Source organism: Vicinamibacterales bacterium (assembly GCA_036504215.1).
Classification (GTDB): Bacteria; Acidobacteriota; Vicinamibacteria; order Vicinamibacterales; family Fen-181; genus FEN-299.
In genome coordinates this window covers 123036-140548 of the sequence record DASXVO010000046.1, presented here as the reverse complement: position 1 = coordinate 140548, position 17513 = coordinate 123036, and the positions used below count along the sequence as shown (strand labels likewise).

The 17513-nt window shown below is 67.2% G+C and carries 17 protein-coding genes; 8 read left to right on the top strand and 9 right to left on the bottom strand.

Going from position 1 to position 17513, the window contains the following annotated elements:
- Positions 1-7: 7 nt before the first annotated feature.
- The 6 genes from hisF (at position 8) to VGK32_13905 (ending at position 4020) form a co-directional block, all read left to right on the top strand.
- Positions 8-763, top strand: a complete 756-nt coding sequence (hisF, locus tag VGK32_13930) for an imidazole glycerol phosphate synthase subunit HisF (protein HEY3382870.1) — start codon at positions 8-10, stop codon at positions 761-763.
- Between the two features lie 5 nt (positions 764-768).
- Positions 769-1455 carry a HisA/HisF-related TIM barrel protein gene (locus VGK32_13925; protein ID HEY3382869.1) on the top strand — a complete coding sequence of 229 codons (687 nt, stop codon included), beginning with the start codon at positions 769-771 and terminating at the stop codon, positions 1453-1455.
- A gap of 61 nt (positions 1456-1516) precedes the next feature.
- On the top strand, positions 1517-2272 hold the full coding sequence (locus VGK32_13920; protein HEY3382868.1) for a DUF4097 family beta strand repeat-containing protein: 756 nt from the start codon (positions 1517-1519) through the stop codon (positions 2270-2272).
- Positions 2273-2391: 119 nt separating this feature from the next.
- Positions 2392-2838, top strand: coding sequence for a large-conductance mechanosensitive channel protein MscL (gene mscL, locus VGK32_13915; protein HEY3382867.1), 447 nt, complete (start codon positions 2392-2394; stop codon positions 2836-2838).
- A gap of 88 nt (positions 2839-2926) precedes the next feature.
- Positions 2927-3550: a hypothetical protein gene (locus VGK32_13910; GenBank protein ID HEY3382866.1), complete on the top strand. Its 624-nt coding sequence runs from the start codon at positions 2927-2929 to the stop codon at positions 3548-3550.
- Positions 3551-3597: 47 nt separating this feature from the next.
- Positions 3598-4020, top strand: a complete 423-nt coding sequence (locus VGK32_13905) for a helix-turn-helix transcriptional regulator (GenBank protein HEY3382865.1) — start codon at positions 3598-3600, stop codon at positions 4018-4020.
- A gap of 29 nt (positions 4021-4049) precedes the next feature.
- On the opposite strand, the gene VGK32_13900 is transcribed toward VGK32_13905, so the two are convergent.
- The 8 genes from VGK32_13900 to VGK32_13865 form a co-directional block, all read right to left on the bottom strand.
- Positions 4050-5168 (bottom strand): ABC transporter permease, encoded by a 1119-nt coding sequence (locus VGK32_13900; protein ID HEY3382864.1) that lies wholly within the window; start codon positions 5166-5168, stop codon positions 4050-4052.
- Between the two features lie 13 nt (positions 5169-5181).
- Positions 5182-6297: an ABC transporter permease gene (locus VGK32_13895; GenBank protein ID HEY3382863.1), complete on the bottom strand. Its 1116-nt coding sequence runs from the start codon at positions 6295-6297 to the stop codon at positions 5182-5184.
- Entirely contained in the window at positions 6294-7223 is a 930-nt protein-coding gene (locus VGK32_13890) for an ABC transporter ATP-binding protein (GenBank protein HEY3382862.1), read from the bottom strand. The genes VGK32_13895 and VGK32_13890 overlap by 4 nt, the downstream gene beginning before the upstream one ends.
- A 67-nt stretch (positions 7224-7290) precedes the next feature.
- A complete protein-coding gene (locus tag VGK32_13885) occupies positions 7291-8625 on the bottom strand; it encodes a TolC family protein (protein ID HEY3382861.1) in 1335 nt (444 codons plus the stop codon).
- Positions 8622-9545: an ABC transporter ATP-binding protein gene (locus VGK32_13880; GenBank protein HEY3382860.1), complete on the bottom strand. Its 924-nt coding sequence runs from the start codon at positions 9543-9545 to the stop codon at positions 8622-8624. The genes VGK32_13885 and VGK32_13880 overlap by 4 nt, the downstream gene beginning before the upstream one ends.
- A 10-nt stretch (positions 9546-9555) precedes the next feature.
- Positions 9556-10581: an HlyD family efflux transporter periplasmic adaptor subunit gene (locus VGK32_13875; protein HEY3382859.1), complete on the bottom strand. Its 1026-nt coding sequence runs from the start codon at positions 10579-10581 to the stop codon at positions 9556-9558.
- Positions 10578-11297 carry a TetR/AcrR family transcriptional regulator gene (locus tag VGK32_13870; GenBank protein HEY3382858.1) on the bottom strand — a complete coding sequence of 240 codons (720 nt, stop codon included), beginning with the start codon at positions 11295-11297 and terminating at the stop codon, positions 10578-10580. Before VGK32_13870 ends, VGK32_13875 begins: the two co-directional genes overlap by 4 nt.
- Positions 11298-11362: 65 nt before the next feature.
- Positions 11363-13642, bottom strand: a complete 2280-nt coding sequence (locus VGK32_13865; protein HEY3382857.1) for an ATP-dependent RecD-like DNA helicase — start codon at positions 13640-13642, stop codon at positions 11363-11365.
- A gap of 78 nt (positions 13643-13720) precedes the next feature.
- Between VGK32_13865 and VGK32_13860 the strand changes: the two genes are divergently transcribed.
- Complete coding sequence (locus VGK32_13860) at positions 13721-14650, top strand: TIGR01777 family oxidoreductase (GenBank protein ID HEY3382856.1); 930 nt, start codon at positions 13721-13723, stop codon at positions 14648-14650.
- A gap of 24 nt (positions 14651-14674) precedes the next feature.
- Positions 14675-16063, top strand: coding sequence for a M14 family zinc carboxypeptidase (locus tag VGK32_13855; protein HEY3382855.1), 1389 nt, complete (start codon positions 14675-14677; stop codon positions 16061-16063).
- On the opposite strand, the gene VGK32_13850 is transcribed toward VGK32_13855, so the two are convergent.
- A complete protein-coding gene (locus VGK32_13850; GenBank protein ID HEY3382854.1) occupies positions 16060-17499 on the bottom strand; it encodes an aldehyde dehydrogenase family protein in 1440 nt (479 codons plus the stop codon). The genes VGK32_13855 and VGK32_13850 overlap by 4 nt on opposite strands.
- Between the last annotated feature and the right edge of the window lie 14 nt (positions 17500-17513).

Sequence of the window (17513 nt, the reverse complement as noted above, 5' to 3'; positions counted from 1 at the left end):
GGTCATCGTGCTGGCGAAACGCATCATCGCGTGCCTCGACGTTCGGGACGGACAGGTCGTCAAGGGGATCCGCTTCGAGCAACTGCGGCAGGCCGGTGACCCGGCCGACCTCGCGCGGCGCTACAACCGGGAGGGCATCGACGAACTGGTCATCCTCGATGTGACGGCCAGTCTCGAATCGAGGCGCGCCATCGAGGCCACCATTCGCGCCGTCGCCGTCGAGACGTTCATTCCGCTGGCCGTCGGCGGTGGGATTCGCGGCCTGGAGGACGCGGCGGCGGTGATAGAAGCCGGCGCGGACAAGGTCAGCCTGAACACCGCGGCGCTTCGCGATCCCGCCATCATCACCGATGTCGCGAGTCGGTTCGGCAGCCAGGCGGTGGTCGTCGCGATTGATGCAGCCCGGCAGCCGCAGGGTTACGCGGTCTACGCGAGGAGCGCCCGGACGGCCACGGGCCGCGACGCGGTCGAGTGGGCGCGCGAGGCCGAAGCTCGTGGGGCCGGCGAGATCCTGCTCACGTCGATCGATCGAGACGGCACGCGCGCCGGCTTCGAGTGCGACTTGACCGCGGCCGTCTCCGAGGCCGTGTCCATTCCCGTCATCGCGTCCGGCGGGGCCGGCCGCTTCGAAGACTTTGCAGAGGTCTTCGGGCGCGGCCGTGCGGATGCCGCGCTGGCCGCCTCGATCTTCCATTATCAGGAGTCTGGCGTGGGCGACCTCAAACGATTTCTTGCGGAGAACGGGATACCGGTGCGAATCTAGACCCAATGCTCATCCCTAGCATCGACCTCAAGGGCGGCAAGGTTGTGCAACTCGTCCAGGGGGACCGCGTCGCGATTGAACGCACCGACGTCTTTCGCTGGGTGCGCCGCTTCAAGGACTTCCCACAGGTCCAGTTGATCGACCTCGACGCCGCGATGGGCACGGGCACCAACGACGAACTCGTCAGGAAGGTGTCAGCCAAGCTGGCGTGCCGCGTCGGCGGCGGCATCCGATCGGTGGATCGGGCGCGCCAGGTGATGGAGGCAGGCGCCAAGAAGATCATTCTCAGTTCCGCGCTCTTCATGGAAGGCCATCCCGACCTGGCCTTTGCCGCGAAGGTGTGCGAGGCGGTCGGGCGTGAACACGTGGTTGCGGCCGTGGATACGAAAGGCGGGCGCCTCGTCATTCACGGCTGGCGGACGACGCTCGCGCTGTCGCCCCTCGACGCGATCAAGGTGCTCGAGCCGTACTGCGACGAGTTCCTCTATACCGACGTCGATCACGAGGGGTTGATGCAGGGGATGGACATGGAGGTCGTCAAGGCGGTGCGCGCGGCCACCAAGCGGCGCGTCTGCGCGGCGGGCGGCATCACCACGCAGGAGGAGGTGAACACGCTCGACGCGATGGGAGTGGACGCCGTGGTTGGCATGGCCATCTACACGGGCACGATGGAACTCCTGCCACCCAAGTAACGGCCGGCAAACCTTCCGCGACGGCTTCTCGTCTATGCCGTCAGCAGAAGGAGGCCTTCCGATGAAAGCCGTTCGCTGTATCTTCGCCCTTGCCGTCTGCGCCTGCCTGATTCCCGTTCTGGCGTCAGCGTCTGAAACCGAGCGATTCCACAAGGTGGTTCCGATCGGCGCCGGAGGCTCCCTCACGCTGCACAATTTCTCGGGTGCCGTCCGGATTGTCGGGGCTGACGTGAGCGAGATCACGATCGACGCGGTGCGCGTGGCGCCGCGCGACCGGCTCGACCACATCAAGCTCGTCGTCGAGGCCACGGGCTCCTCGGTGGCAATTGACGCCAACAAGCGAGACGATGGCTGGGAGGGCGGCCACCGGAACAACGTCGTGGACACGACGTTCGACATCCAGGTGCCCAGAAGCGTCTCGCTCGACATCAACGTCTTCAGCAGCCCGGTCAATGTGAAGGACGTCACGGGCGCGCAGTCCATCCACACCTTCTCGGGCACGATCGAGGCCGAGAACGCACCTGCCCGGTTCTCCGCGAAGACCTTCTCGGGCGCTGTGCGGCTGCACCTGGCTGGGCAGGCATCGAGTCCCGATCTCGACCTCGAGACGTTCTCGGGCGACATCGGCGTGAACATGCCGGAAAGCGCCAGCGCCAGCGTCCGCTTCGATTCGTTCCGTGGGCGGCTCACGAGTGATCTCCCGTTGACGGTGCACAGCCAGAAGCGCGGCCACCTGAGGGCCGACCTCGGTGGAGGCGATGCTCGGCACACGGTCAACCTCAAGACGTTCTCCGGCGACGTGACGATCACGAAGTAGCGAAGAACACAGGAATCCTCTTTACTCCGCGCCCTCCCCTTGCCACACTACCCTCGGTCTCCCGGTCGAACTGCGCCTGCGGAGGCGCCAGTCACTTCTGCTGCGAGAGGGGCACGGAGATGCTGAAAGAATTCAAGGAATTCGCCATGAAGGGGAACGTCCTCGACATGGCCGTCGGCATCGTGATCGGAGCTGCGTTCGGGAAGATCGTGACCTCGTTCGTGAACGACGTCCTGATGCCGCCAATCGGGATGCTGCTGGGCAAGATCGACTTCTCGAACCTGTTCGTCACGCTATCCGGCGGGAGCTTTGCCACCGTGGCAGAGGCGAAGGCGAAGGGTGCCGTCACGCTGAACTACGGCCTCTTCGTCAATTCGGTCATCGACTTCCTGATCGTCGCGTTCGCGATCTTCCTCGTGATCAAACAGATCAACCGGATGCGTGCCACGGCGCCGGCGCCGGCAGCCCCGGCCACGAAGGAGTGCCCGTTCTGCACGTCGGCCATCGCGGTCAAGGCCGTCCGCTGCCCGCAGTGCACGGCCGACATCAGCCGCGCTGGAGCGTGACCGACAACGCAGAGGCTCAGGCCTCCTCTCGGCGCCCGGCTGGTTCGAATTGTGTGAATCCCGGGCGCGTGAAGTACCCTATCGGGTGATGAGACTCGCACTTGCCGTGATCGCGGTCTGTCTGGCCGCGGTTCCGGCAGCCCATGCCCAGTCTGATTCCGCATTGGCGGTCGGCGTGGCCGTGTCGATCTACGACACGACCAGCGCCAACGCCAAGAATCCGGTTGGCTTCGGCCTGGTCGCGCGGCTGCGGCGGGGTTCAGGCTTTGGCGCGACGATGGGCCTCGACTGGTTCAAGTCCGAGATCCAGACGACCATTGGCGGAGAGCAGACGCCAGTTGGAACGGTTCGCATCCGTCCGCTGATGTTCGGCGTTTCCTACGCGAGGCAGTACGCAAAGCTCTCGATCGGCGGCTCGCTGGTTGCGGGCTATGCGTTCAACACCTTGAGAGAGACGGATCGGGCACGGGCGGCCTACCGTGACCGGCTCGACGTGCCCGATGCCGGCTTCCACGCAGCGAACTGCTTCGCGTGGCGGCCCGATGTCTCGTTGTGGTACGAAATGGGCAACCACATCGGGGTGCTCGCGTCGCTGTCGTACATCGGCGCGCGACCGACCATCACGACCACGAGCCGGCTCGGCCGGCACGACGAGTCGGTCAACGTTGGCGCCGCGATGCTCACCTTCGGCGTCGTCTACGGCATCTTCTGAACGGTCGGGTCGCCATGTCGAACGGGGGCGTTGTGAGCAAGTCGCCTGTGACGCGCAGGAAGGAGCAGCCGGCGCTGTTTCGGCTGTCGGAAGCGGCGCGGCTGCTGAGCACGAGCGGATCGACGCTGAAGCAGTGGATCCAACGCGGGCGCATCCGCTCGGTGAAGACCCCCGGTGGACACCACCGCATTCCACGTTCGGAAGTTGAGCGATTGAGCGGCGTCCGCACATCGCAGGGCCGCCTGCCGGACCGCGAGGCGCTGGCAGCCATCAGCGGTCGTAACAAGCTCTTCGGCACCATCACGCGGATCCGCTATGGCGGCCTGCTCGCCGAGGTCACCATTGCCATCGGCGAACAGACGCTGACCGCCATCATCACGAGCGCCTCCTGCCGAACGCTCGGCCTCAAGACGGGCATGCCCGCCTACGGCCTGGTGAAGGCCACCGAGGTGATGATCATCCGCGCGTGAACGCCGCCTCCCGCCGGTCAGTCGACATCCTACGTCGCGCGCTTGGTTGACCGCAGGGTGGCCAGTCCGAGGATTGCGACGCCCCAGACCAGCAGGGCGAGGGCCTGGGGCCAGAGCACGTCGAGTCCAACGCCTTTGAGGAAGATTCCCCGCACGATGACCAGGTAGTATCGCAGCGGGATGAGGTACGTCAGCGGCTGGATCGCCGCCGGCATGTTCTCGATGGGGAACACGAAACCGGACAGGTAGATCATCGGCGTGAGGAAGAAGAACACCGCGGTCATCATCGCCTGCTGCTGGTTGTCCGAGATCGTCGAGACGAACAAGCCGAGACCGAGCGTGCTGAGGAGGAACACGAGGCTCAGGCAGAACAGGAGCGGAAAACTGCCGAGCAGCGGCACCTTGAACCACAGCACCGCGACGCCGGTGACCAGGAAGATGTCGACCGCGCCGATGAGGCCGTAGGGCAGGAGCTTTCCGACAATCAGTTCCCACCGGCGCAGCGGCGTCACGTTCAACTGCTCGAGGGTTCCCAGTTCCTTCTCTCGCACGATGCCCATCGATGCGAGGACGATCGTCATCACGATCAGCAGGATGGCGAGCACACCCGGGATCATGAAGAACTTGCTCTCGAGTTGGGGGTTGAACCAGACGCGTACATCGGCCTGGAGGCCGCCGGGCGGCCGGCCGCCGGGGACACGCGCGAAGGCCAGTTCCTGCGCGTAGCCGGCGACCAGCGTCGAGGCATAGCCGAGCGCGATGTTCGTCGAGTTCGCATCCGTGCCGTCCGCGACGACCTGGACCGCCGTCGGCCTTCCGGCTCCCACCTTCTGGCCGTACCCGACCGGAATCGACAGCGCCATCCAGGCGCGGCCGTCCTCGAGGTTGGACACCACCTCGTTGACGTTCGAAACGACGGACGTGACGGTGAAGTACGGGGAACCCTCGAATCGCTGGACGAGATCCCGGCTCGCGGCCGACCGATCCGCATCGGCCACGATCACCGGGACGTTCTGCACGTCGGTCGTCGCGGCGTATCCGAGCACGATCAGCTGCAGAATTGGCGCCACGAACACGATCGGCAACATGCGCTTGTCCTGGCGCAGTTCCAGCAGCTCTTTCCAGATCAGGAACAACAGGCGTCGCATGATCCCTCCGTGCCTATCCCCGCTCCCGCGCCAACCGAATGGACGCAAGGCCGAGCACCAGCACCGCGTATGCCGTCATCGCCACGACCTGCTGCCACACGAGCGCGAGCCCAATGCCCTTGAGCACGATGCCGCGAAGTGCAACCAGGAAGTACCGCGCCGGCACGGCGTAGGTCACGATCTGGATCGGTCGCGGCATGTTCTGAATCGGGAAGATGAACCCCGACAGCAGGAACGTCGGCAGGAAGGCGAGAATGAGCGCGACCTGGAACGCCACCAACTGCGAGTCGGCGATCGTGGACACGAGCAGGCCGGTACCGAGGGCACCGAGCAGGAAGAGCGTCGTGGCCAGCAGGAGCGACCACCAGGATCCCCGCATCGGCAATTCGAAGAGCCACATCGCGGCGACGACGATCGCCATGGACGAGATGAGCGACAATCCGAGGTAGGGCAGCGTCTTGCCGATGACGTACGAGGGCGTGCCGATCGGCGCCATGCGAACCTGCTCCCACGTGCCGCGCTCCTTCTCGCGCACGACCGAGAGCGCGGTCGAGATCGTGGCGGTGATCATCCCGATGAACGCGATCAGGCCGGGGACCAGGAAGAGAGTGCTGCGAAGTTCCGGGTTGAACCAGATTCGGGGCTCGACGGTGACGGGCGGTGTGAGCGAGAGGCCGCGCTGCTCGAGGATCAGGTTGGTCGAGACGGTGCGCACGATCGTCAGCGAGTACCCCATCACCGTGGCCGCGGTGTTTGCGTTGTCGCCGTTGATGATGATCTGCACCGGCGCGATTTCGCCGCGTCGCATCGCGCGGCCCGTGTTCTCCGGAATGATGAGCGCCGCCCGGACGTCGTTGGCGTCCATCACGTGCCGGAGATCTTCGGGCGAGCGGATGGCGGCCGCAAAGTCGAAGTACCCGGAGTTCAGGAACGCCGACACCAGCGTCCGACTCTCCGTGCTGCCGTCGCGGTCCTGCACCGCCAGCGCGACGTGCTTGATGTCGAAGTTCAGCGCGTACCCGTAGAGCAGCAGGAAGAAGACCGGGATGAACAGCAGAATCATGAGCGTGCGCCGGTCGCGGATGATCTGCCTGAGTTCCTTCTTGCCGACCGCCAGCGCCTTCTTCATGCCCGCGCCGCCTTTTCCACCACGTCGAGAAACACGTCCTCGAGCGACGGTTGAACGGACTCCAACGACTCCACGCCGAGACCGGACGCCTCCAGGCGCCCGACAAGGTCAGCCGCTCCGAACGAACCTGGACGAAGCACCGCGTGCACCGCGGTGCCGAACATGCTGCTCTCCTCGACTTCCGTCATCGCGTCGAGCGCGCGCATCACCTCCACCGGGCGCCCGGTGCGGATCTCGATAATGGGACGGTCCGCGAACACGTGCTTCAGCTCGGCGATCGTGCCGAGCGCTGCGATCTTCCCGGCGTGGATCACGGCCAGTCGGTGACAGTACTCGGCTTCGTCCAGGTAGTGCGTCGTGACGAGCACGGTGACGCCGGACTTCGACAGCTGATCGATCAGCCGCCAGAACTGCCGTCGCGAGATTGGATCCACGCCCCCAGTCGGCTCGTCGAGGAAGAGGATTGGCGGCTCGTGGAGGATGGCGCAGCCGAGCGCCAGCCGCTGACGGAAACCGCCGGGCAGGTCGCGCGGAAGGCTCGTCTCGCGACCCTCGAGTCCAGCCATCTCGAGGGCGAAGCGTCGACGCTCGGCAAACCGCGCCGGCGCCACGCCGTAGAGCTCGGCGTAGAGACGGATGTTCTGATCGACGGTCAGCAACTCGTACAGCGAGAACTTCTGCGACATGTAGCCGATCCTGGCCTTCACGCCCTCGGGATTCCGGCTCACGTCCTCCCCGCCGACGATGGCCGCTCCGGAAGTCGGCTTCAGCAGGCCGCACAGCATCCGGATCGTCGTCGACTTGCCGGCGCCGTTGCTGCCGAGGAAGCCAAAGATCTCCCCGGTCTTCACCGTGAACGACACGTGATCCACCGCAACGAAATCGCCGAACCGGCGGGTCAGTTCCTTGACGACGATGGCATCCATGACAGTTCAGCCGTTCTTCGAGACAGGGATCGCAGGGCCGGCGCGCGGTCGCGCCGGCAACGGCACGCTATCGGCCGAGCGAACGGTTCAATCGCGCTTCGGCGAGTCGGACGTTGGCCAGCGCCTGGGTGCGATCGAGGCCCGCCTGCAGCAGCGCCACCTGCGCGTCGAGCACCTCGGTGCTCGTCGCCACGCCGGCGGCGAACCGATCGCCGACCACGCGCCTGGCCTCGGTCGCGGCGCGCACGGCGTCTCGGGCCGCGGTCACCGCGGCCGTGGCCGACTCGAGATCGAGCCGGCGCTGCCGCACATCGACGTCCAGCACGCTGTCGAACTCGGCCAGGCGCTCGCGCATCACCGCCTGCGCCGCTGTTGCCTCCGCGACCTCCGCGCGCACGCGCCCGAAGTCCCACAACGTCCAGGTGAAGTTCACGCTCGCGTCCCACGAGTCATTCCATTCCCCGGCGCGCGGGAAGATCCGGGGATTCGGGCGGGCGACGTCGAAGCCGGCACCGACGCTCAACACCGGTCGCCTGTTCGCGACTGCCGCCTCGCGGCGCTCGCCGGCTCCCTTGATGCGCGTTTCAATCGCGCCTCGATCGGGCCTGGCCTTCCGCGCCTCCGCGACGAGAACCGAGGCGGTTGCCACCGGCGCGGGCGCGCTCTCCAGCGTCGCGTCGACGTCGAGCGGCGCGTCGGGCGCGGCGCCGGTCAGGCGCCGGAGATCGGCCAGCGCCTGTTCACGCATGTTCCGCACCTGGATGAGCAGCATCTGCTGACGCGATCGCTGTGCTTCCATCGACAGCACGTCGTTTGGCGGGACGAGTCCCACCTTCAGCCGGTTGCGCATGTCCTCGAGCGATGCATCCATGCGCTTCAGCGACTCCTCGACGACGCGCACCGACTCGTTGGCGGTGACGACCGCCCAGAACCCCCGCGTCACCTCGAGCGTGAGGTCGTTGCGCGCGGTTGCGAGGTCGAGACCGGTGGCCTCCAGTTCGGCGCGGGCGGCCCGCTCGAGGGCATCGGTCCGGCCGAAGGTGTAGATCGGCCACTGGAAGTCGAGGCGCGTGCGGAGGTTGTCCGGCACATCCGGATAGATGATTCGCGGCGCGCTCCCAGGGACCGCGATCCCAAATTCCTGAACGTGATTGGTGCGGGTGTAGCCGGCTTGTGCCGAGACGAGCGGCAGGCTCGCGACACGGCGCGACTCGACGGCCGCGGCCGCACCCTGCTGGCGCGCGCCAATCTCCGCGAGCCGATGGCTGGTTGCCAGTCCGCGTTCGATCGCCTGTTCGAGCGTGATCCGGGAAGACGCCTGGGCCCCATCGTCCGCTCGGCCCAATCCCGCTCCCGCAGCGACTGCCACGAACATCGCGACGATTCCCACGTGCAGCTTCATACCTGGGCCACCCTGTTGATGAAGACGTCCTCCAGCGACGCCGGAATCTCCCGGACGCTCGTCACCGTCACGCCGCGTCCGCGCAGCGTGCGCTCGACAATCTCGATCGCGCGTGCCGCGTCGTCCCCGGAGCAGCGGACGTGCGCGCGCTCGCCGAAGCTCTGGACGTCCGCGACGCCAGGTTCCGCCCTCAGGACGGCGATCGCCTCGGCCTGCGGCGAGGCGAGCACCTCGATCATCACGCCGGGCAGGCTGTCGCGGAGCGCGGCCGGCGTATCCACGACAAGCAGCCGCCCGCCCGAGAACAACCCGACGCGCGAGCAGCGCTCGGCCTCGTCCAGGTACGGTGTCGCCATCAGAATGGTGATGCCCTGTGACAGGAACTCCGACAGCAATTTCCAGAACTCGCGGCGAGAGACCGGATCCACGCCGGTCGTCGGCTCGTCGAGCAGGATGATCTGCGGCTCGTGCACGAGCGTGCAGGCGAGCGCCAGTTTCTGCTTCATCCCGCCGCTCAGCCGCTCGGCGAGGCGCTGACGGAACGGTGTGAGCTGCGTCATGTCGAGCAACCGGTTGCGGCGCTCCTCGAAGTGGCTCAACCCGTGGATCTCGGCGAAGAACGCGATGTTCTCGTCGACGCTCAGGTCGCCGTAGAGGCTGAACCGCTGCGAGAAGTAACCGGCGGTTCGGGTGACGGCCGAGTGGTGGCGAACCGGATCGTGCCCGAGCACCTGGATGCGTCCCGCGTCGGTGTTGAGCAGCCCGCAGATCAGACGGATCGTCGTCGTCTTGCCCGCGCCGTCCGGGCCGATGAGGCCGAACATCTCGCCCCGGCGGATCTCCAGTGACACGTCGTTCACCGCGACGATCTGGCCGAAGCGCTTGCTCACACGATCGAGGGTGACGGCAATGTCGGACATGGCGCCAGCCCTACCTGGCCGCCAGCGGGACGTCGGCTTCGACCGGCATACCCTGCTTCAGCACGCCCTTCTGGTTGTCCACCGACACCTTGATCCGGTAGACCAGCTTCGAGCGTTCCTCAGCCGTCTGGACGTTGCGCGGCGTGAACTCGGCCTTCGGCGAGATGAACGTCACCGTGCCGCCGATCCCGCCGCCCCCGGCATCGGTGAAGATCGTCGCCGCCTGGCCGATGTGGACCCGAGGAACGGCCGGCTCGTCGATGTAGATGTTGGCCCACGCGTGGTCGAGATCGACGATTGTGACGATGGGCGTTCGAGGAGCGAGGATTTCGCCGACGTCCGCAAGTTTCTGCGTGACGATGCCGGTGACTGGCGCGACGACGGTGGCGTCCTTGATGTTCTGCTGCAGCGTGGCGATCTGCGCCTCGGTCGCCGCGAGCCGAGCCCTGGCTCCGGCGATCTCCTCTGGCCGTGCGCCGTTGCGAAGCCGGACGACGGTCTCGCGGGCCGCGCGGACGCGCTCGTCGGCGGCCTGCAGGCGAGCCTTCGACACATCCCGCCGCGTCGCCGCATCGTCGCGCTGCTTCTGCGAGCCGGAGTTCGACTTGAGCAGGCTTTCGAAGCGGACGAGATCTGTCTCGGCCGACGACAGGTCGTCGCGGACCGCGACGACGTCCGCTTCCGCAGTTCTCACCTGGGCTTCGGCCTGGCGGATGTCCTCCGATCGGGCGCCGGCGAGGAGGAGGGCGAGTTGTGCTTTCGCCTGGTCACGGTCCGCGGTTGCCCGCCGCAACGCCAGTTCGGCGTCGGTCGTGTCGATCTGCGCGAGGATGTCGCCGTTCGCCACGCGGCTTCCCTCGACGACCTTCAGATCCAGGAGGCGGCCGCCGACCTGCGCCGAGATCTGAACTTCGGTGGCCTCGACGTTTCCGGAGGCGCGAACCCGGTCGGATGGCGTCTTGGGCTTGCACCCGGCGAGCGGTAGGGCCAGCGACAGGACCATGGAAACGAGGATGACGGGGTTGATGGGCTTCATGCGTGATCTCCAGATCGGGACGTGCGGCGGCGGCGGGTGGTGGTGGTGGCAACGGTCCCCACGGGCCCTGCGGCGGATCGCGGGGCGGCGAGCGGACACGAGGCGCCGGTGGTCAGCACCGTCAGGGCGCCGGTCTTCAGGTAGGCGATGAAGGCGTCCGGGTCGAAGGCCGGGGCGTCGACGAGGCGGTGCTTCTGCAGCGCCTGACGGACAGGGGCGGTGGCGCGGAAGAAGATGACCGGAGCGATGAGCGTGAAGTACGTGAGCACGGGATTGGTGGGCCGGAAGACGCCAGCGGCAGCGCCCTGGGCGAGAATCGCGCTGAGGTTTCCGAACAGGGCGGCCATGAGGCCCAGCGTGTCTCGGTCGAGACGGCGGGCGCCGTCGGCCATCTCGCGCATCATCATCGGGGGGAAGTGGGTCCGGGCGACGGCTTCCGCGTTCAAAGCATCGATGAACGCCTCGATTTTGCGTGCGGGTGTCTCGTCGGACTCGACGATTGTCCGGGTCCTTGCGCCGAGGGCGCGGAACATCTCGCGGAGGATTTCGAGGTAGACGCCCTGTTTGCTCTTGAAGTGGTAGTAGATCATGGCCTTATTGAGGCCTGAGCGGCGGGCGATGTCGTCTACCGAGGCACCGTCGAACCCGCGGGCCGCGAACTCGGTGGTGGCGGCGGCGAGGATGGCGTTCCGGCTGTCGGCGGCGGGTCTCTTCACGGCGGCTCCGTTGGTGCGACCGGTCTGTCTATATGACTAACCGGTTGGTCACACTAACCATTTAGTTAACACCCGAACGCCCGGCGTGTCAAGTGCGGTCCGTCCGCCTGCATCCACTCCTTCAGCTTCGACCACCGCCGGCGCGCCTGGCGCCCGCTCACCGCAATCGCCAGCGCCTTGCGCTGGCCGACGATCACGACCAGCCGCTTGCCGCGCGTCACCCCGGTGTACAGCAGGTTCCGCTGCAGCATCGGATAGTGCTCGGTCGCCACCGGCATCACCACGGCCGGATACTCCGAGCCCTGCGACTTGTGCACCGTCGTGGCGTAGGCGAGCACGAGGCGATCGAGATCGGAGCAGTCATACGGAACCGCGCGGCCGTCGAAGTCCACCACGAGCTCGGCCCGATCCGGGTCGAGCGCCGTGATGAAGCCGACATCGCCGTTGTACACATCCCTGTCGTAGTCGTTCTCGACCTGCATCACCTTGTCGCCGACCGAGAAGGTCCAGCCGAACCGCTCGATGCGCGCCTCACGGCCGGGGTTGAGGAGCTGCTGCAGCTCGAGATTCAACGCGCGCGCGCCGAGCGCGCCCCGGTTCATCGGACACAACACCTGCACGTCGCGGATGGGATCGAGGCCAAACCGCGCGGGAATCCGCTCGTGGACGATCTGCAGCAACCGGCGGACACCCTGCTCCGGCTCGTCGATTTCACTGAAGTAGAAGTCGGAGTCCGTCGCGCCTGCCGTCACCTCGGGCAACTCGCCCCGGTTGATGCGGTGCGCGTTGACGATGATCCGGCTCTCGCTCGCCTGGCGGAAGACCTCGGTGAGCCGCACGACAGGAACGGCCGCTGAATCGATGATGTCCGCCAGCACCTGGCCCGGGCCGACCGACGGCAACTGGTCCACGTCGCCGACGAGAATCACGGCCGCGTGCGGCGGCACGGCACGCAGCAGCGCGTGCATCAGCGGGACGTCCACCATCGACGTCTCGTCCACCACCAGCAGGTCGCACTCGAGCAGATTCGATTCCTGGCGCCGGAACCCGCCGCTCCGGGGATCGACCTCCAGCGTCCGATGGATGGTCTTCGCCTCGAGCCCCGTCGTCTCGGACATGCGCTTGGCCGCGCGTCCGGTGGGCGCGCACAGGGCCAGACGGACGCCGCGCACGCGGAGCACCGTCAGGATGGCATTGAGCAGCGTGGTCTTGCCGACGCCGGGTCCGCCCGTGATGACGAGAACCTTCGACGTCGCGGCGAGGCGAACAGCCTCGGCCTGCATCGCCGCCAACGTCATGCCGAGCTGCGCTTCCACCCAGGGCACGGCGCGCGCCGTGTCGATCGGTTTCCACGGCACGTGGCCGGCAGCCAGCGCACGAAGACGCGCCGCGATCGTCCGCTCGGCGGCATACAACCCGGACAGGAACACGCACGGCGCGCCATCGACCGTATCGTGGACCACCGTGCCGCCGGCCGTCTCGAGATCCAGCGCCTCGGCGACGAGCGCCTGCGGGATCTCCAGCAGCCTCGACGCCGCCCCGTGGAGATCGGCGAGCGGCAGCCCGCAGTGCCCCTCGTCCATCGCCTCGGTCAGCGTGTACCCGATCCCCGCTCTCGCGCGGATCATCGAGGTCTTCTCGACGCCGAGCGTGCCGGCAATTCGATCTGCCGTGAGAAACCCGATGCCCCTGATGTCGGCAGCGAGCCGGTACGGGTTCTCGCTGATGATCGCGATGGCGTCTGGACCGTAGGTCTTGAAGATCCGCACGGCCCGCGACGTGCCGACGCCGTGCGAGTGCAGAAAGACCATGATCTCACGCACGGCCTTCTGATCGCGCCACGCCTCGACCATGCGCTGCGCGCGCACGGGACCGATGCCCTCGACCGTGCGGAGTCGCTCCGGCCCGCCGTCGATGACGTCGAAGACAGCGGTTCCGAACGCGCCCACCAGGCGCTTGGCGAAATGCGGGCCGATGCCCTTGATGAGTCCCGAACCCAGGTATTTCTCGATCCCCTCGACGGTCGTCGGCGCGACGGCGTTGAGCACGCGAGCGCTGAACTGCACACCGTGCTGGCGGTCGTTCTGCCAGCTGCCCTCGGCCTGGACGAACTCACCGGCGGAGATCGAGGCCGCGTGCCCGACGAGGGTGACGAGCTCGCGGCGGCCGCGCACCTGCACGCGAAGCACCGAGAAGCCGTTCTCCTCGTTGTGAAAGGTGACTCGTTCGACGGTTCCGGCCAGATGGTCGCCAGGCGCCGGGGCGTCGAGGAGCCGCGGTTGATGCGGTTCGGCACCGCCCGAAGCGTCCGGCCGCCGGAGGGGCGTCGGATGCAGAGGTTTCACGCGGACGACGGTAGCATCACGAGGCTTGCGGCTCAAGGGCGGTAGAATGGTCCATCGGTCCAAACCAGGAGGAGCCGCGTGAAGGTAACCCTCGCCGGCGGCAGCGGATTCCTCGGCCGCGCTCTCCAGCGCCGGTTGCTGGCAGATGGCCACCAGGTGCTCGTCCTCTCGCGCCGCGGCAGCGGCGGGACGCCGCCGTGGTCGGCGCCCGTCACCACGTTCGCCTGGGATCCCGACGGCACCGCCGGGAACTGGGCATCTGCGCTCGAGCACGCGGACGCGATCGTCAACCTGGCCGGCGAGTCCATTGCGGGCGGGCGCTGGAACAGACAGCGCAAGGCCCGCATCCTCGACAGCCGACTCGACGCGACCCGAAGCCTCGTCCAGGCCGTCGCCGGCCTCACGCATCGCCCGCGCGTTCTCATCAACGCGTCGGCGCAGGGCTTCTATGGCGATCGCGGAGACGAGGAATTGACGGAGGAGTCGCCGGCGGGCGACGACTTCCTCGCGCACGTGTGCACGTTCTGGGAGGGAGAGGCCAGCAAGGCTGCGTCGGCGCTTCGCGTCGTGCTGCTCCGGACCGGCATCGTGCTGGCGGCCGACGGCGGGGCGCTGCCGCGGATGGTGCTGCCGTTCAAGTTGTGTGTCGGGGGACCACTGGGATCCGGCCGGCAGTTCATGTCATGGATCCACGTGGACGACTGGGTCGGGATGACCACCTGGGCGCTGGGCAACGAGGCGATCAGCGGCGCGATCAACCTCGGGTCACCGAATCCCGTCCGGAACAGGGCGTTCTCCATCGCACTCGGCCGCGTGCTCCACCGCCCGAGCTTCATGCCCGCTCCCGGCTTCGCCCTTCGCATCGCGGTGGGCGAGATGGCGGACCCGTTGCTCCTGGCGAGCACGAAAATGACACCGGCGCGCGCCCTCGAGGGCGGATACCGGTTCGGTCACCATGACGCCGGCGAGGCGCTCGAGAGCCTGTTCCACCCTCCGCTCCCGGTCTGACGGTCCCTGTACATACTTACGGCCATGAATCGACACGCACGCCGCGCCGTTCTCGCGCTATCCGCGATCACCGTCCTGAGCATCCCTGTCGGCGTATCCTTCGCCGCGGTGCAGGATCCCCAGCGCGACGCGCTTGGTGTCGCGCGAATCTGGGAGGCCGAGCATGTCGACGTGGGGCCGCCGGCCCTCCTCGATCACGCCCGCCTGCTGGTCAGCCTGGACACGGCGTTGGCCGAAGGGGCCGGGCTCTACAAGATGGAGCAAATCGGGCGCTCGGAAGAGGGGCGTTCGATCAACCACATCTGGTTCGGCACCGGCCCGATGCACGTGCTCCTGTGGTCGCAGATGCACGGCGACGAGCCGACCGCCACGTCGGCGCTCATCGACATCCTGCGCATGGTGGCTCACCACCAGGCGGACCCGGCGGTGCAGCGACTGCTCCGGCAGTTGACGGTTCACGTCGTGCCGATGCTCAACCCCGATGGCGCCCAGCGCTTCCAGCGGCGCAACGCACAGGGAATCGACATCAACCGCGATGCCCTGCTCCTGCAGGCGCCCGAGGGCCGCGCGCTCAAGGCGCTCCGCGATCGGCTGCAGCCCGCGCTCGGCTTCAACCTGCACAATCAGAACTGGCGCACGTCGGCCGGCAAGTCGAAGCCGGCCTCGATATCCCTGCTCGCCGTGGCATTCGACGAGGCCCGCACGGAGACCCCGGGGAGACTGCTCGCCAAGCGCACCTGCGCCGTCATCCGGCAATCCGTGGAGGCGCTGGCGCCCGGGCAGGTTGCGCGATACGACGACGAGTTCGAGGTCCGCGCGTTCGGGGACAACGTGACGAAGTGGGGCACGCCGATCGTGCTGATCGAAACCGGCCCCTATGCAGGGGACGCGGCCGACCGTGAACTGATCAAGCTGAACGTCGTCGCGATCCTGACGGCGCTCGACGCACTCGCCACGAACGCCGTGCAGGGCGCCGATGCGAACCTCTACGCCTCGCTTCCGATCAACGACTCGAACCTCTACACGATCATCATCAAGAACGCGTCGATCGTTCCGGGGACCGGGATCGCGCCGTTCACCGGCGACCTCGCCCTCGGTTCGAGTCGGGTGGTGAAGGTGGCAGGTCCGAAGGGCGATCGACAGGCGGTCCAGGCGCTCCGTGTCGAGGATCTGGGTGACATGCGCGTGTTCGCCGCGCTCGAAACGGTGGACGCGACGGGCCTCATCGCGGTGACGAACCAGGGCTGGAAGGAAGGGGAGGCCGTCCAGGTGATGGACTGGAAGGCCTTCAAGCCGGAGCGGCCGCTGGCGGTTGGCGCGAACAAGGACATCGCCCTGCTGCGCCAGATCGGCACCGGCAGCTACACGGTCGTCCGGATCATCCGCATGGAACGGGTCCTGGGACCGTCCTAGCCCTGCGCGACGTCACGATTGATCACGATGAGCTTCGGTTCGGTCATCTCCTCGATCGTGTAGCGAGGACCTTCGCGGCCGATGCCCGAGTCCTTCACGCCGCCGTACGGCATGTGGTCGATGCGCCAGGCGGAGACGTCGTTGACGATGACTCCACCGACCTCGAGTGCGTCCATCGCGACGAGCGTGCGGAGCAGGTCGTTCGTGAACACGCCTGCCTGCAGCCCGAAGGACGACCGGTTGACCCGGGCGATCGCGTCGGCGAAATCGTCGAACGGGTAGAGGCCCACAACCGGCGCGAAGACCTCCTGCGCGCAGACCTTCGCGGTTTCCGGCACGCCCGTGAGCACGGTCGGCGCGAACAGCGCCGGCCCCAGCCGCGTGCCGCCGGTCAGCACGTGCGCACCCTCCCGCACGGCTTCCTTCACCCATTCGTCGACGCGAGCGGCCTCCGGCTCTTCGATCATCGGTCCGATGTCGGTCGCCGGATCCATCGGGTCGCCCACCTTCAGCATCTCGACACGTGCGACGAGGGCGGCCGCAAAGCGGTCGAACAGGCGGCGGTGAACGTAGACGCGCTGCACCGAGATGCAGCTTTGACCGGCCAGTGCGAATCCGCCAACCGCAACCCGGCGAACGGCGAAATCGAGGTCCGCGGTTTCGTCGACGATGACGCCGGCGTTTCCGCCGAGCTCCAGGATGACCTTCTTCCGGCCGGCCCTCGCCTTCATGCCCCACCCGACGCTGGACGACCCCGTGAACGTCAGCAGCTTGTAACGTTCATCGGTCACCAGGCGATCCCCGGTCCGACGCGACATCGGCAGCACGCTCAGCGCGCCCTTCGGCACTCCGGCGTGGTCGAGGGCCTCGGCGAGGATCAACGCCGACAGCGGCGTCTTGCTGGCAGGCTTGAGCACGATTGGATTGCCCGCGGCAATCGCCGGCGCGAGCTTGTGGGCCGTGAGATTGAAAGGGAAGTTGAAGGGCGAGATGGCCGCGACCGGACCGATCGGATAGCGCCTGGTGAAGGCGATTCTGTTCCGGCCGTGCGGTGCGAGATCCATCGGGATCACTTCACCGCCGATGCGTCGCGCCTCCTCCGCCGCCACCTGGAACGTCATCGTCCCGCGATCCGCCTCGCCCAGTGCGTCGCGGATGGCCTTCCCCGCCTCGCCGGCAATCGTGCGGCCAATCTCCTCGCGCCGCTCGGTGAGTTCCTTGAACGCGCGCATCAGGATGTTCGCCCGTTCGTATGCGGGCAGGCGCCACATCTCGGCCGCGGCAGCCACGGCGGCCACGGTCGCCCGCTCGAACTCTGGGTCACCCGCCAGCCAGGTCGAACCGACCGTCGAGTTGTCGTACGGGTTGACCACGGGAAGCGCGTGCGCGGAACGCTCCCATGAACCGGCCAGGAGAAACGGATGTTCGCTCGCCATGACCACGCCTCTCA